Annotated in this window: 14 protein-coding genes; 7 read left to right on the top strand and 7 right to left on the bottom strand. The window is 70.7% G+C overall.

Going from position 1 to position 14421, the window contains the following annotated elements:
• Positions 1–21: 21 nt before the first annotated feature.
• Together hemQ and hemG are read right to left on the bottom strand one after the other, a co-directional pair.
• A complete protein-coding gene (gene hemQ, locus AC1P0E_RS26595) occupies positions 22–753 on the bottom strand; it encodes a hydrogen peroxide-dependent heme synthase (RefSeq protein ID WP_482744630.1) in 732 nt (243 codons plus the stop codon).
• A gap of 4 nt (positions 754–757) precedes the next feature.
• On the bottom strand, positions 758–2200 hold the full coding sequence (hemG, locus tag AC1P0E_RS26590) for a protoporphyrinogen oxidase (protein WP_482744629.1): 1443 nt from the start codon (positions 2198–2200) through the stop codon (positions 758–760).
• Between the two features lie 128 nt (positions 2201–2328).
• Here hemG and AC1P0E_RS26585 point away from each other — a divergent pair, with 128 nt between their 5' ends.
• Positions 2329–3303, top strand: a complete 975-nt coding sequence (locus AC1P0E_RS26585; RefSeq protein WP_482744628.1) for a DUF4349 domain-containing protein — start codon at positions 2329–2331, stop codon at positions 3301–3303.
• A gap of 54 nt (positions 3304–3357) precedes the next feature.
• Entirely contained in the window at positions 3358–4740 is a 1383-nt protein-coding gene (locus tag AC1P0E_RS26580) for an FAD-dependent oxidoreductase (protein WP_482744627.1), read from the top strand.
• 195 nt (positions 4741–4935) lie between these two features.
• Here the strand turns inward: AC1P0E_RS26580 and hemE are convergent, their stop codons facing one another.
• Entirely contained in the window at positions 4936–6009 is a 1074-nt protein-coding gene (hemE, locus tag AC1P0E_RS26575; protein ID WP_482744626.1) for a uroporphyrinogen decarboxylase, read from the bottom strand.
• Positions 6010–6099: 90 nt separating this feature from the next.
• On the opposite strand from hemE, the gene AC1P0E_RS26570 reads away from it, so the two are divergent.
• Together AC1P0E_RS26570 and AC1P0E_RS26565 are read left to right on the top strand one after the other, a co-directional pair.
• Entirely contained in the window at positions 6100–6771 is a 672-nt protein-coding gene (locus tag AC1P0E_RS26570; protein WP_482744625.1) for a DUF3000 domain-containing protein, read from the top strand.
• Positions 6772–7013: 242 nt separating this feature from the next.
• Complete coding sequence (locus tag AC1P0E_RS26565; protein WP_028813689.1) at positions 7014–7676, top strand: helix-turn-helix transcriptional regulator; 663 nt, start codon at positions 7014–7016, stop codon at positions 7674–7676.
• Between the two features lie 83 nt (positions 7677–7759).
• Here the strand turns inward: AC1P0E_RS26565 and AC1P0E_RS26560 are convergent, their stop codons facing one another.
• The 4 genes from AC1P0E_RS26560 to AC1P0E_RS26545 form a co-directional block, all read right to left on the bottom strand.
• Positions 7760–9940 carry a zinc ribbon domain-containing protein gene (locus AC1P0E_RS26560; protein WP_482744624.1) on the bottom strand — a complete coding sequence of 727 codons (2181 nt, stop codon included), beginning with the start codon at positions 9938–9940 and terminating at the stop codon, positions 7760–7762.
• Between the two features lie 139 nt (positions 9941–10079).
• Positions 10080–10931: a helix-turn-helix domain-containing protein gene (locus AC1P0E_RS26555; RefSeq protein WP_482744623.1), complete on the bottom strand. Its 852-nt coding sequence runs from the start codon at positions 10929–10931 to the stop codon at positions 10080–10082.
• 16 nt (positions 10932–10947) lie between these two features.
• The gene (locus tag AC1P0E_RS26550) at positions 10948–11463 is read right to left on the bottom strand and encodes a DUF6879 family protein (RefSeq protein ID WP_482744622.1); all 516 of its coding nucleotides are present in this window, start codon (positions 11461–11463) and stop codon (positions 10948–10950) included.
• Positions 11435–11689 carry a hypothetical protein gene (locus AC1P0E_RS26545; RefSeq protein WP_482744621.1) on the bottom strand — a complete coding sequence of 85 codons (255 nt, stop codon included), beginning with the start codon at positions 11687–11689 and terminating at the stop codon, positions 11435–11437. Before AC1P0E_RS26545 ends, AC1P0E_RS26550 begins: the two co-directional genes overlap by 29 nt.
• 155 nt (positions 11690–11844) lie before the next feature.
• Between AC1P0E_RS26545 and AC1P0E_RS26540 the strand changes: the two genes are divergently transcribed.
• The 3 genes from AC1P0E_RS26540 to AC1P0E_RS26530 all read left to right on the top strand — a co-directional run bounded on the left by AC1P0E_RS26540 (position 11845) and on the right by AC1P0E_RS26530 (position 14245).
• A complete protein-coding gene (locus tag AC1P0E_RS26540; RefSeq protein WP_482744620.1) occupies positions 11845–12045 on the top strand; it encodes a hypothetical protein in 201 nt (66 codons plus the stop codon).
• Complete coding sequence (locus AC1P0E_RS26535) at positions 12042–12272, top strand: DUF7848 domain-containing protein (protein WP_482744619.1); 231 nt, start codon at positions 12042–12044, stop codon at positions 12270–12272. The genes AC1P0E_RS26540 and AC1P0E_RS26535 overlap by 4 nt, the downstream gene beginning before the upstream one ends.
• 692 nt (positions 12273–12964) lie before the next feature.
• Positions 12965–14245, top strand: coding sequence for an HRDC domain-containing protein (locus tag AC1P0E_RS26530; RefSeq protein ID WP_482744618.1), 1281 nt, complete (start codon positions 12965–12967; stop codon positions 14243–14245).
• Positions 14246–14421: the final 176 nt, after the last annotated feature.

Here is a 14421-nt window from a genome sequence, read left to right as displayed (position 1 = left end):
TCGGGGGTGGTGGGCCGCCGCTCAGGCGAGGCCCGCCACCAGGTCTGCGACGGACTTGCGGCGCCCCGTGTAGAAGGGCACCTCTTCGCGCACGTACATGCGCGCCTCGGACGCGCGCAGGTGACGCATCAGGTCGACGATGCGGTAGAGCTCGTCGGCCTCGAAGGCCAGCAGCCACTCGTAGTCGCCGAGCGAGAACGAGGCGACGGTGTTGGCGCGCACGTCCGGGTAGCCGCGCGCCATCTTGCCGTGGTCGGCGAGCATGCGGCGACGGTCCTCGTCGGGCAGCAGGTACCAGTCGTACGAGCGCACGAAGGGGTACACCGAGACGTAGTCGCGGGGGGTCTCGTCGGCCAGGAAGGCCGGGATGTGCGACTTGTTGAACTCGGCGGGGCGGTGCAGTGCCATGTTCGACCAGACCGGCTCCAGCGCGCGGCCCAGCTTGGTGCGGCGGAAGAGGTTGTACGCCTCCTGGAGCTGGTCCGCGGTCTCCGCGTGCCACCAGATCATGACGTCCGCGTCGGCGCGCAGCCCCGACACGTCGTACGTGCCGCGCACGGTGACGTCCTTGGCGGCGAGCTGGTCGAACAGCTCCTGCACCTCGTCGGCGAAGCCGGCGCGGTCCTCAGGGAGCACGTCGCGCAGCTTGAAGACGGACCACAGGGTGTAGCGGATGACGTCGTTGAGGTCCTTGGCCTTCTTGCCGGCGTTCGGGCCTCGGGTGGATGTCACAGTCTCCGGAGCATCAGTCATGTCCCTATTCTCCCGCCTCGTGAACCGTGCCCTGCGCCGGGTCCCGGGTGAGCATGATCTCGTCGGCGGCGCGCTGCCCGCTCGCGACGCACGCGGGGATGCCGACACCGTCGTACGCCGCCCCGCAGACCCGCAGTCCGGGCAGCTTCGCGACTTCGCCGCGCACCCGCGCGACCCGGTCGGGGTGACCGACGGGGTACTGCGGCAGGCCGCCGATCCAGCGGGTGACCTCGATGGCGACGGGCCGGGCGGCGAGACCGGTGGCCGCGCCCAGATCCCGCAGGGACACCTCCACCAGTTCGTCGTCCTCGCGGTGCAGGTGCTCTTCTTCGCCGTAACGCCCGATGGACGTACGCAGCAGGAAGAGATCCGGAGCGGCGGCGTCCACCCACCCCCACTTGCGGGTCGAGAAGGTCGACGCCTTGATGGTGCGCCCGTCCACGGGCGGCACGAGGAAGCCGGAGCCGGTCATCCCCACCACGTCGCGGCGCCGGAAGGCCATGGTGACCAGCGCCATCGACGCGTACTCGACGGCGGACAGCTCGGCCGCCGCCGCCGGTGACTCGGCGGCGAGCAGCGCGGAGGCGGCCCAGGCGGGGGCCGCCAGGACGACGGAGTCGGCCGCGATCACCCGCTCGTCGGTACGCACCCGCCAGCCGCCGGCGCCGCGCGTCAGCCCGAGCACGGGCGTGCGGAGCAGGACCTCGCCGCCCTGGGCGCGCACGGCGTCCGCGACGGCGTCGGGAAGCGTGCCGATGCCGCCCTCGATCCCCATGAAGCTTGAATTGGCGAGGGCGGGACCACCGACCTGCTGGTTCTCGGCGGCCCTGCGCTGGATGTCCCGCACCCCGTCGAGGAGCGAGTCGTACGTCCGCGCCACCTCGAAGAGCTGCGGTACGGCGGCGCGCATCGACGTCCGGTACACATCACCGGCGTACACGCCGCCGAGCAGCGGCTCCACCAGCCGGTCCACGACCTCGCGGCCGAGGCGGGCCGCGACGTACTCGCCGAGCGCGATGTCGTCGCCGACCTCGGTGCGCGGCAGGTCGTGGTCGCGGCGCATCCGGGCCAGGCCGTCGGCGGACAGGACGCCGCCGAGGACCGCCGGGTCGCTCGGTACGCCCATCACGTGCCCCTTGGGCATCGGTGTGAGCGCGCCCCGGTTCCACAGCGACGCGCTCGCGGTGGCGGGCGGCTGGAGCCGGTCGCCGAGCCCCACCTCGCGCGCCAGGGCGACCGCCTCGGGCCGCCGGGCCAGCATCGACTCGGCGCCCAGGTCGACGGGCGCGCCCGCGATCTCGCCCGCCAGGAGCTTGCCGCCGAGCTTGTCCGTCGCCTCCAGCAGGGTGACGCGCGCACCGGCGCCGACGAGCCGGTGGGCGGCGGCCAGCCCGGAGATGCCGCCCCCGATGACGACGACATGGCCCGTACGAGATTCCACGTTCATGGGTCCACTCTCTCAAACCCGGAACGAGTCCTGACCGTGACCGCTTCGGGACCGGAAAAGGGCAACCCCCTCGCCCGCCCCGTACGTCGAACCGGCAACACCCACAACGACGTTCGGGGGGAGCCGACATGCGTGCAGTACGTACGTCCGGGCACCGTTCTTCCAAGGTCCTCGCGGCCGCTCTGCTCACCGCCTCGCTGGCGGTCGGCGGCTGCGGGGCGAGCGGCGACAACGCCGGCGCCCAGAAGGGGGTCAGCGCGGCCGACAGCAAGGGCGGGGGCCAGGCGGAGCGGGCGGCCGGCAGCGCCGCCGACACCGATATGGGGGCCGCGGGGCAGAAGCCCGCCGACCAGGCCGGGGCGAAGAAGCCGCCGCTCGCCAAGACCCACGTCATCCGTACCGCGACCCTGTCCGTCGAGGTCAGGAGCGCCACGAAGGCGCTCGCCACCGCCCGTACGGCCGCCGAGAACGCCGGGGGCATCGTCGGGAACGAGACCACCGAGCGGATCGACGACAGCCACATATACTCCCGCATCGTGCTGCGCGTCCCGCAGGAGGAGTACGACGGCGTACTGAAGGAACTCGCCGGCACCGGCAAGCTCCTCAACCGCAAGGCCGACGCCAAGGACGTCACCGAGCAGGTGGTGGACGTCGAGAGCCGCATCAAGTCGCAGCGGACCAGTGTCGCGCGGGTGCGGGACATGATGGACCGGGCCACCAGGATCAGCGATGTGGTCATGCTGGAAGGCGAGCTGAACACCCGTCAGACGGAGCTGGAGGCGCTGCTGGCCCAGCAGGCGTCACTGAAGGACCGTACGACCATGGCGACCATCACGCTCGAACTCTCCGAGCCCGAGGCGGCGGAGGCCGCCAAGGAGGACGACGACCCCGGCTTCCTGGACGCGCTCGGCGGCGGCTGGGACGCGTTCGTCACGACCCTGAAGTGGGTCGCGATGGCGCTCGGCGCGGTGGCCCCCTTCGCGGCGACGATCGCGCTGCTGTACGTCCTGTGGCGGCTGCTGCGCGGCCGCCTGCCGCAGCGGCAGACACCGGCCCTCGCGCCGGCCGGGGCGCCGCAGGAGAAACCGCAGCCGCAGGAGTGACCCCGTAACGCTTAGCGTGTCCTGCGGAAGTACGGACCGACCGAGGGGACACGCATGGCAGCGGCGGAGCGACTGGTGGTCATCGGCGGCGATGCGGCGGGGATGTCCGCCGCATCGCAGGCCCGCAGGCTCAAGGGCCCGGACGAGCTGGAGATCGTGGCCTTCGAGCGCGGCCACTTCACGTCGTACTCGGCCTGCGGCATCCCGTACTGGGTCGGCGGAGCCGTCTCGGAGCGGGACGAACTCATCGCCCGTACGCCCGAGGAGCACCGCGCGCGCGACATCGGCCTGCGGATCCGCACCGAGGTCACCGAGATCGACGCGGCGGGCGGCCGGGTCCGCTCGCGCGATCTCGAATCGGGCGCCGAGTCGTGGACCGGCTTCGACAAGCTGGTCGTCGCGACCGGCGCCCGGCCCGTACGCCCGCCCCTGCCCGGCATCGACGCTCCGGGCGTGCACGGCGTGCAGACCCTCGGCGACGGCCAGGCGCTGATCGACACGCTGGAGCGGACGAAGGGGCGGCGCGCGGTCGTCGTCGGGGCGGGTTACATCGGCGTCGAGATGGCGGAGGCGCTGGTCGGCCGCGGGTACGAGGTGACCGTCCTGAACCGGGGCGAACAGCCGATGGCCACTCTCGACCCGGACATGGGCCGGCTCGTCCACGACGCGATGAACGGCATGGGCATCACCACCGTCTCCGGCGCCGAGGTCACCAAGGTCCTCACCGGCGACGACGGCCGTGTCCGGGCGGTCGCCACGGACGCGGACACCTACCCGGCGGACGTGGTCGTCCTCGGCATCGGCGTCGAGCCGGAGACCACGCTGGCGCGGGACGCGGGCCTGCCGGTCGGGTCGTACGGCGGACTGGTCACCGACCTGTCGATGCGCGTCGTGGGCCACGACAACATCTGGGCGGGCGGCGACTGCGTGGAGGTGCTCGACCTCGTCTCGGGCCGCCGGCGTCACATCGCCCTCGGAACGCACGCGAACAAGCACGGCCAGGTGATCGGTTCGAACGTCGGGGGCGGCTATGCGACGTTCCCGGGTGTCGTCGGTACGGCGGTCAGCAAGGTCTGCGACCTGGAGATCGCGCGAACGGGTCTGCGGGAGAAGGACGCGCGGGCGGAGGGGCTCCAGTTCGTGACGGCGACGATCGAGTCGACGAGCCGGGCGGGGTACTACCCGGGGGCGTCCCCGATGACGGTGAAGATGACGGCGGAGCGGCGTACGGGCCGACTGCTCGGCGTGCAGATCGTGGGGCGGGAGGGGGCGGGGAAGCGGGTCGACATCGCGGCGGTGGCTCTGCACGCCCGCATGACGGTGGAGCAGATGACGGCGCTGGATCTCGGGTACGCCCCGCCGTTCTCGCCGGTGTGGGACCCGGTCCTGGTCGCGGCACGCAAGGCGGTGGCGGCGGTGCGGGCGGGTGGCGCGTAGGGTGCGGTCGCCTGCGGCGGGCTCTTCCCCTACCCGCCCCTTCCCGCTGTGACATTTTGCCGCTCCGCCGCGTGAGGGGCTCCGCCCCAGACCCCGCTCCTCCAGCCCGTCCGGCGCTTGAGGACCGGGGGCTGGGGCAGCGCCCCAGGTCGGGAGGGGGCGGGTAGGGGAAAGGCCCGCCGCAGGCGTCAGCCCCTAGCGCGCCGACGTCCGCGTGTGGACGTACTCCGTCAGGCGGGTCAGCGCGTCGGGGTCCGTCGTCGGCAGGACACCGTGGCCCAGGTTGAAGATGTGGCCCTCAAGACCCGCCGCCGCGTCCAGCACCTCGTCCGTCTTCGCCATGACCGCGTCCGGCGTCGAGAAGAGGACCGCGGGGTCGAGGTTGCCCTGGAGTGCCTTGCCGGGGCCGACGCGCCGCGCCGCCTCGTTCATCGGCACGCGCCAGTCCACGCCGACGACATCCGCGCCGGCCTCGCCCATCAGGCCCAGCAGCTCGCCCGTGCCCACCCCGAAGTGGATGCGCGGTACGCCGTACGACGCCACCGCGTCGAAGACCTTCGCGGACGCGGGCATCACGGAGCGCGTGTAGTCGGCGGGGGCGATCGCGCCGACCCAGGAGTCGAAGAGCTGGACCGCGGACGCGCCCGCCTCGATCTGGATCTTCAGGAAGGCGCCGGTGATCTCCGCGAGCCGGTCCAGCAGATCGGCCCACAGCTGCGGGTCGCCGTACATCAGCGCCTTGGTGTGCTCGTGGTTGCGTGAGGGACCGCCCTCCACGAGGTAACTCGCGAGAGTGAAAGGCGCACCCGCGAATCCGATGAGCGGAGTGGACCCGAGCTCGGCCGTGAGCATGCCCATCGCCTCGGTGACGTACGTGACGTCCTCCGGCGTGAGGTCGCGCAGCCGGGCGAGATCGGCCCGCGTACGGATCGGCTCGGCGATCACCGGACCGACGCCGGGCTTGATGTCGAGGTCGATGCCGATGGCCTTCAGCGGCACCACGATGTCGCTGAAGAAGATGGCCGCGTCGACGCCGTGACGGCGTACGGGCTGCAGCGTGATCTCCGTGACCAGCTCGGGCCGCATGCACGACTCGAGCATCGGGATGCCCTCGCGCACCTTCAGGTACTCCGGCAGCGAACGCCCCGCCTGTCGCATGAACCAGACCGGCGTGTGCGGCACCGGCTCGCGCCTGCACGCCTTGAGGAAGGCCGAATCGTACGTCTGGCTCTGCGGGCTGCCCACGGGGCGGCGGTCATTGGCACTCACGCCCAAATCTTCGCACGCGGGCCGAAGCGGTTGTCGCGGGGCGGGTGTCCTTCCCTGCGCGAGGCTCACGTTCCGCCTACTCTTCCCCGCATGGCTCCGGCTCAGGGACGACTTTCGGATGAGGATGAGGCTGACGACAGGGGCGGCGCGGGGGGCGACTCCACCCCGCGCGCGTTCCGTCAGGCGGTCGAGGCCCTGTGCTCGGCGCGCCTGCGCCCCGAGCTGGAGGTGGACCCGACCCGCCCGCCGCAGAGGCTCGCGCCGTACTCGTACGCGCTGGAGGCGGCGGTCGTGCACGGGGACGAGGATCTGGCCGACGGCCGGCTGGTGCTCCTGCACGACCCGGCGGGTCACGACGCCTGGCACGGAACCTTCCGGCTGGTGACGCTCGTACGGGCGGAACTGGAGCCGGAGATGGCGGCCGACCCGCTGCTTCCCGAGGTGAGCTGGTCCTGGCTGACGGGCGCGCTGGAGGCACGCGGCCTGTCGTACGCAGAGGCGAGCGGCACGGTGACACGGGCCGGCTCGTACTACTTCGGTGGTCTCGCCGAGCGCAGGCCTGCCACGCAGATCGAGATCAGGGCCTCGTGGACGCCCCGCGAGGGGCGCGGCGGGGTGCCGGACACGGCGGCGCATCTGGCGGCCTGGTGCGACCTGCTGGCGCAGATCGCCGGGCTGCCTCCGGTGGCCGCCCACGGGCCGGGCTCCTTGGACGCGGGCGTGGTGTCGCTGCCGCAGCGGCGGGGCCCGCAGGCTCCTTAGCAGGCGGGGCGGGGGCGCGCCGAGGAGGCGCGTCCTCTTTCGTGTTCCGCGCCCCGCCGTTTGGCGTCAATTCTTCACATGATCGATCACGTGTCCGAATTGCCCTAATTGTTACTCACCAAATCGTGATCTTTCCCTAAAGGCGAGCGGCACTGCTGCCGAAGAGGTTGATGACCCTTCAGCACGGTTCCCCCCGGCTTCACCCCGAGCCGGCGAGTTCCGCCACTCCCCCAGGAGGCCTGGTGTCCGTTCTCCTCGAGCAGCCCGCAAGCCTGGTCGCCTACCGCCCTAACAAGCCGACGGCCATGGTCGTCGTGGCCGACCCGCGCGTCCGCTCCACCGTCACCCGCCATCTGTGGGCCCTTGGAGTACGTGACGTCATCGAAGCGTCGTCCATCGCGGAGGCACGCCCCCGCGTCGGCAGCCCACGCGACATCTGCGTTGCCGACGTCCATCTGCCCGACGGTTCCGGGCTGACCCTGCTGTCCGAAACCCGCGCCGCGGGCTGGCCCAACGGGCTCGCCCTCTCCGCCGCCGACGACATCGGCGCCGTACGCAATGCCCTCGCGGGCGGCGTCAAGGGCTATGTCGTCACCGGTACGCGCAACAACATCGGGCACCCCACCCGCCCCGGCGCCGCCCCCATCGGCGCCGCGGCCGCCCGAATGCACCGCCGCCCCCCGGGTGCCCCGAGCCACCCGGGCGGCTACCGAGAGCTCTCCGGCCGTGAGGTCGAGGTGCTCAGGCTGGTCGCGGAAGGCCAGTCGAACAAGGCGATCGGCGTCTCGATGGGCCTCTCCGCCCTGACGGTCAAGAGCCACCTCGCCCGCATCGCGCGCAAGCTCGGCACGGGCGACCGTGCCGGAATGGTGGCGGTGGCCCTGCGTACCGGAATCATCCACTGACCGGTTTACAACCCTCCTGCGCCCGTCGACGGAACGTTCCGTCGGCGGGCGCCGCTCATACACAGATACCGTCGGATTTCGCCTTACTCTTTCCTGCTCGATCCGGACTTTTTCGCTCGGTGCGGGCCGGTCGGGTCCCTGTAGTAGCGGAGCGGGCTGGCGCGTAGGCGAGTCCGGAAAGCATTGAGCAGGCCGTCCAGCCGGATGGCGTGGAACGGGTAAGGCGCGTGTCGTTGTTCCCCTGCCTGGATCGGTGTCCTGGGGCGGGGCCTGGCCGGACGGTTCCCCCACGCGCCCCGGGAAGGGCGATTGAGGGACGGCGAGGTGGCCGGGCGGCAAGCGCCCGGCCCTGCGGTTGGAGCACCCGCTACGGCGCCGACACGGACACCAAAGCGGGGAGCAGTGGGAGCAAGCGCGGCGGATGCCGCTGCGGCTCTGCGCGGGGTGGGGCGGCCCTTTGGCTCGGTCACCTTCGGGCCCCGGACGCGTACCGGCCCGGCTCGCCGGGGTGTCCGGCGGACCAAGTGGGTAGTGCGGGTGCGCATCAAACGCATCCGAGGGGCCTCGGTTTGCAGGGCGCGTTGGCCGATCTTCTCGGCGGCGCAGTGGTCACGGTCAGCACTGTGTCCGCAACCGGGGCAGATAGCCCAGGCGTGCCCGGAGCGGCCGTTCGGCGCGGTGCGGTGAATCAGGCGCCCGTCGCAGCGCGGACAGGAACTGGACGTTCCCCGGGCACGTACGCTCACCACGCGCAGACCTGCCTCGGCGGCCCCTTGGCGCACATACTCGGCGGTCTTGCCGCGCAAGGCGAGGCTGCAGCGGTGGTTGGTGCGTTTACCGAGGCCGCGGTGTTCGAGATCCGCGAGGTCTTCCAGCGCGATCGTGTCGCACCCGGCAGCCTGGGCCTGAGTGATCAGCCAGCGGGCCGCAGCGCGGGCAAGCTGCTCATTGATCGCCGCCTGCTTGGCTGCCAGCTCGCCGGCCTGCGCCTGGGCCCGGTCCAGGAGCTCGTACAAGCGCCTGACGCCGCCACTGCCGACCGTGCCCCCGGTCTCTGCTCGGGTGGTCTCCAGCATTCGCTGATAGTGATCGGCCTTCGCGCGCAGGGCGGCGGCTTGGGTGCCCAGGCGGCGGGCCTTGCCCTGCAATGCGCCGCTCTGGAAGAACAACGGGCGTCCATCAGTGGCTGCCTGACGAGTGCCATGGGGCCCTGCGATCGCGTACACAACACTCGCCGTCAGCAGCCTGCGCACCCCCCAGTCCACCCCCAAAACCCGGCCCGGAAGCTGATGGGGCGCCAGCATCTGGGGAACGGCGGGCAGACGGACCGGCACATCAGCACGAACCTTCCCCGCCACCACTCGCAAGGTCGGCGGGCAGATGCTCCCAGCTCGGTACCGGACGGGCACGGGAATGACCAGACGGCACCACGACCACTGGTCGGCCCGGGCCGGGAGGGCCACGGTCGGCAGCAGCAGGCGCAGCACCATCACCGCCCCGCCCTCACGCACCACCCGCGCCCGCCTTGGCGGGCTCGACGTCTCCAGCCCTGCAGCACTGCCGTCCCGGCCCTGGGCGCCTTCGACGCCGGGGGCGGCCGGGACGAAGGCGCGGGCACGGTAGTAGGCGCGTTGCGCGGCAGTATGGGTGGCGCGATCGGCTAGCTCCTCCGCAAGTGCGGCCGTCGCCGACTGCTCATCGGGTCCGCATCGGGCGGTGAAGAACTGTGCGTCGGCCACGCTCAACGGCACCAGTGCCGGGAGACGCGGCGGAACCGGCTCCAGGGTGAACAACCCGAGGGGCAGGGCGTGGCAGGTATCGAGGAAGCGTCCGATGCGACGGCGCTCATTGCGAGCACACACCGCATCCGCGCAGGCCTCAAGGCGCCCATCACGCAGCAGCACATCCACGGTCTCACGCCGGTAGGCAGCCGAGCGCAGCTGGCGCACCGCCAACTCCGCACCCATCTGCGCCACCCTCGAGGAGCCCTTCACCCCGGCCGGCAATGGAGTCGGACCGAATACCTGCTGCGCGGCCTTGTAGCCCAGCGGGTTCATCCGCCGCCCGTCAGGGGCGGATTCCGCGGTCACCGCGTCGATGCCCACATCGTCCCAGTGCGCGTCCAGCACGCTCTGCCCGCACTCAGCGACCAGCGCGGCCAGCCACCCCACCCGCGCCACCAGTTCTGCCCGGGTCAGCGGACGACCACCCGCATCCTCGCAGGCGGCAGTGATCGTGCACGTCGCGGTCCGCACGATCGACACCCCATCACCCGCCATCCCCGCGCACCCCCCGAAAGCCCGTTGATATCTAACAACGATCGATTCATCACAAGGTCACGCGAACGACAGGGGAACGAACGCGCGCTCCACGCCCCCGGCGGCGGCCTCGGGGCATCCGCCTTCAGGCATCCAAAGCCCCGAGGGCATCGGCTACGAGGGCACGGGCAGCGGCACCGCGTACAGCGCTCTCCGAGAGGCGGCCGAAGGCCCGCGCGTAAAGGTTGACCTGGCTGGGCTGCGTCAGGGTGGCGGCAGCGTCCAGAGAGTCGGCGTGTACGCGTTCGTCGTCGAAGATGGTGAACGTCGGCATCGGCCACACGGCTCGCTGGGCTGTGAAAGGGATGACGCTCATGGCCACGCGGGGGAGCGCCATGACGGTCAGGAGGTGCCCGAGCTGAGCGGCCATCGTCTCGGCGTCCCCGATGCGGTACCGGAGTACTGATTCCTCCAGGAGGATGGAAAACCGGTGGTTGGCCTCCCGGACGACGCTGTTGCGTTTCATGCGTGCCGCGACCGCGTCGCTCACATCGTCCGGCGTGCCCCGGAAGGTTGCGATCGAGGAGAGCAAGGAGGTGGCGTAGCCCGGGGTTTGAAGGAAGCCCGGGACGACGTCTGAGCAGTACACGCGGAAGCCCCCAGTGCGCTGGTAGAGGCTGGCGCCGGACTCCTGCAACCGTCGCAGCCCGGTGCGCTGAAGGCGCCTCCACTGGACATACGCGTCGGAGGACTGCCGGTTGGCCGCGACCAGGTCGGCCGCCTGGTCGTCGGTGCCGCACGCCTTGCACCAAACCCGGATGTCAGCGTCTGAGGGCGGGGTGCGGGCGTTCTCGATGCGCGACGTCTTCGACTCGGACCACTCGCATCTGACGGCCAGCTCACGCCCGGTGATCCCGGCGTCCAGACGCAGGTCTCGCAGTCGGGCGGCGATGGTTTCACGCGCCCGCCGGACGCTCGCAGATGGGTGCGGGGGCATGAGCTGGTCATTTCCTTCAGATGCGGTAGTCCTGGTGCGGGATGGCCTGCTCCCACACGCTCTCGAACGCCGTGACGCAGAGTTTCACCGTGGCGGGGTCGTCCGTGATCTCGTCCTCAACCACATCGCCGTCACCCGAAAAGTGGTGCACGCGCAGCAGTGCATCATCGAACGCCCAGAAGTCGTTGCCCGGCAGCGCGAGGCCGGTTGCCATCCGCCTTGGGAGCCAGCGCACCTGTTCGCCAGCCGTTACGTTGGCGTGGGTGACGTAGTGCTCCCACCGGATGTACTCGCTGACCGGTTCGGAGACGATGCGCGCACGGCGAACAACGACACCACGGGCGACGGCGTCGGCAATCATCTGGTCGTACGGGTGCCACCACGACTCGCGGTGGGCCCAGTCGATGCGTTCCCCGCGCTTCCACGCCTCGAATCGTTCTGTGCTTGCGTACGAGTCGCGCATCTCCAGGTGGACGGCGGACCGCTGGCATCGGCCCAGCAGCTCAGCGAACGCGGGCACGTTCGACGGCATCGCACGCCTCCCTGATCATGGGCACCATCCGGGCCGGAATCCGGATGATCGCTTCGCTCTCGGGTACCCCGCCGTTGGCCGGGCTGGTCGCCTCGCACCGCGCCTTCGTCGCCGCGTCGGGTTTCCAGCCTTGAAGCAAGATCTCCTGCGCCTCAGCGTCAGCCCACACCGTGGGGCAGTGATCACGATCGGTGTCGGGGTCGATGCCAACGAATTCGACGGACATGCCAGCCTCCCGCGCTCTGGGTGCTTGCTCAGACTTGCACGAGCTTCATGCCTCACTGGGCAGTCGTCAAGTCATTGGCGTGCACGAGGAGTTGACGTGCAAATCCGTGCAAGGCAGTGGAGCGCGCACCCCAGTCGTCTCTAACGTGCAATTGCATGAGCGAGCCAACGCGCTACCAGACGGCCCACGTGGAGCTGCCTACCGACGATTGGCTGTACGAAGCCAATCCGGCGGCAGGCTGTGGAGTGTGCGCCGCGCTCATAAAGGAGCTGAATGCCGCACGACGGCGCGGGGACGACAGCAAGGCGTTCGAAACGAGTGCGGAGATCCGCAACCACCCGATGGAGCACCGATGACGAGCCTGCGCGCGGCGTACCGCTACGTCCTGCACAAGATCACAGAGCACCCCGACACCGACATCACGTACGAGGCACAGTGCATCGGCGGGTGTGGTTGGGAGGCGACGCCCTCGACGGATTCTGCGGCCGTGGACGTCGACTGCATGAGTCACACCGGCCGAAGCGGACACAAGTCCTTCAGACGTCTCCGTACGTCATTTGCGATCGTCGTACGGGCGGAGTGAGATGAACCGCTGACCTCGGAGGCGTTCATCGCGCAGCTGACGGGCAGCGACCATAAGTGGGTCTTCGGGCAACTCTCCCCAGCCCCTGCGAGGCCGAATCATCGGTGTAGGGACACGCACCCTGTCGTGCGTCCACCCCGGGCCGGGCGCGTACCCGAAGAACTGATTCAGGGCCCACCGGTAGACCTTGCCTCTACCGAAGCCGCTGCCTACGCAGATTCCGTCCGGACCGTAGCAAGAAGTCGGCAAGATCGGACGTCGTGATGCTGTCGCACCGGCGGCCGGGAAAGTGTCGGTCGAGCTGGAGAAGCACGCTTTCGCACCGCCTCAGCTCACGCCGTCCGATCGGCTCATCACGTTCACGTATGAGGTGAAGGTACGCGCGGACCGCTTCGCGGAGAGATGTGTGGGGCATGGCTCTCGTCAGCCTAATCGAACTACCCGCAGCACCGATTCTGTGCCGTGTTCCGCCGCTCGGCCATCCCTGATCGGGACTATGCCGGATCGGGTGCCGCAACGCCGGGCGGCACCGCTCGCGTGAGGATATCGGGCGCCGAGGGCACATTCAGGCCACTCCGGCGCGGGAACCACCGCGATGTGATGAGACCTACTGAGACTGGTTTTCGCAGGTCACCCGTGCCTTCGAGGACGAGTGCAGGTCAGGCGTTCGCTCGTACAGATACCCTTTACACGTGACCGACGCCCAAGAGACCGCAGCAGAGCCAGACCTGCGAAACCCCGGGGGCGCCCCCCCGGTCGACGTCGAGACGGCGCCGATTCCCTTGTTGGAGCCTCGCGAAGGCATTCCGCCGGTGGTTGCCACGCAAGAGGCCCTCGACGAAGTCGTCGCGGCTTTCGCCCGTGGCACCGGCCCCGTGGCCGTCGACGCCGAGCGGGCGTCCGGATACCGGTACGGCCAGCGGGCCTACCTCGTACAGCTGCGCCGCGAAGGCGCGGGCAGCGCGCTCATCGATCCGGTCGGCTGCCCCGACCTCTCCGGCCTGGGAGAAGCCCTCGCCGGCAGCGAGTGGATCCTCCACGCCGCCACGCAGGATCTTCCGTGCCTGCGCGAAATAGGCATGGTTCCCACGTCGCTGTTCGACACCGAGCTGGCGGGCCGCCTCGCGGGATTCCCGCGCGTAGGCCTGGGCGCGATGGTCGAGTCCGTCCTCGGATACGCCCTGGAGAAGGGCCACTCCGCGGTCGACTGGTCCACCCGCCCGCTGCCCGAGCCCTGGTTGCGCTACGCCGCACTCGACGTGGAGCTGCTCGTCGACCTGCGGGACGCGCTGGAGAAGGAGCTCGACCGGCAGGGGAAGCTGGAGTGGGCCCGGCAGGAGTTCGACGCCATCGCGTCGGCCCCTCCCGCGCCGCCCCGCAAGGACCCCTGGCGCCGTACGTCGGGGATGCACAAGGTGCGCCGCCGGCGGCAGATGGCGATCGTGCGGGAGCTGTGGAACGCCCGCGACCGGATCGCCCAGCGGCGTGACGTGTCGCCCGGCAAGGTGCTCAGCGACACCGCGATCGTCGAGGCGGCGCTGGCCGTACCGCTGAACGTACAGGCGCTGTCCGTGTTGCCCGGTTTCGGCCATCGCATGGGGCGCCGGCAGCTGGAGCAGTGGCAGGGAGTCGTCGACCGCGCCAGGGCGCTGCCGGACTCGGAGCTTCCGCAGCCCGGAGCGGCCGTGACCGGCCCGCCCCCGCCGCGTTCCTGGGCGGACAAGGATCCGGCGGCGGCAGCACGCCTGTCGGCCGCGCGGGCAGCCGTCTCCGCGCTCGCCGAGGAGCTGAACATGCCCCAGGAGAACCTGATCACCCCGGACACGGTGCGCCGGGTCTGCTGGGAGCCCCCGAAGGACGCGACACAGGACGCGGTGGCGGCTTCGCTGGCTTCGTACGGCGCTCGCCCGTGGCAGGTGGAGCAGGTCTCGCCACTGCTGACCAAGGCGCTGGCCGTGACGGCGGCCACCTGATCGCAGCCACCTGAAATCAAGCCCCCGGCCGCCCTCGGCCGGGGGCTTCGTCGTGTGACGTTCGCCGCTCCCGCCGTGGGGGGTGGGCAGCTTGGTTACCCGCAAGTAGCATGGCGGTACGCAGCACGCCCTCGCGGCGTGCCCCGACGTGCAGCAGTGCCACCCCGCACCCTGGA

Source organism: Streptomyces sp. TRD_SC_5, assembly GCF_056836825.1.
This window is presented reverse-complemented; position numbering and strand designations above follow the sequence as displayed.

Coding starts and splice junctions, on each gene's coding strand:
- AC1P0E_RS26545 (WP_482744621.1), bottom strand. CDS start 11,689: ATGTCCGTCGAATTCGTTGGCATCGACCCCGACACCGATCGTGATCAC.
- hemQ (WP_482744630.1), bottom strand. CDS start 753: ATGACTGATGCTCCGGAGACTGTGACATCCACCCGAGGCCCGAACGCC.
- AC1P0E_RS26535 (WP_482744619.1), top strand. CDS start 12,042: ATGACGAGCCTGCGCGCGGCGTACCGCTACGTCCTGCACAAGATCACA.
- AC1P0E_RS26570 (WP_482744625.1), top strand. CDS start 6,100: ATGGCTCCGGCTCAGGGACGACTTTCGGATGAGGATGAGGCTGACGAC.
- hemG (WP_482744629.1), bottom strand. CDS start 2,200: ATGAACGTGGAATCTCGTACGGGCCATGTCGTCGTCATCGGGGGCGGC.
- AC1P0E_RS26555 (WP_482744623.1), bottom strand. CDS start 10,931: ATGCCCCCGCACCCATCTGCGAGCGTCCGGCGGGCGCGTGAAACCATC.
- AC1P0E_RS26585 (WP_482744628.1), top strand. CDS start 2,329: ATGCGTGCAGTACGTACGTCCGGGCACCGTTCTTCCAAGGTCCTCGCG.
- AC1P0E_RS26580 (WP_482744627.1), top strand. CDS start 3,358: ATGGCAGCGGCGGAGCGACTGGTGGTCATCGGCGGCGATGCGGCGGGG.
- AC1P0E_RS26550 (WP_482744622.1), bottom strand. CDS start 11,463: ATGCCGTCGAACGTGCCCGCGTTCGCTGAGCTGCTGGGCCGATGCCAG.
- AC1P0E_RS26540 (WP_482744620.1), top strand. CDS start 11,845: ATGAGCGAGCCAACGCGCTACCAGACGGCCCACGTGGAGCTGCCTACC.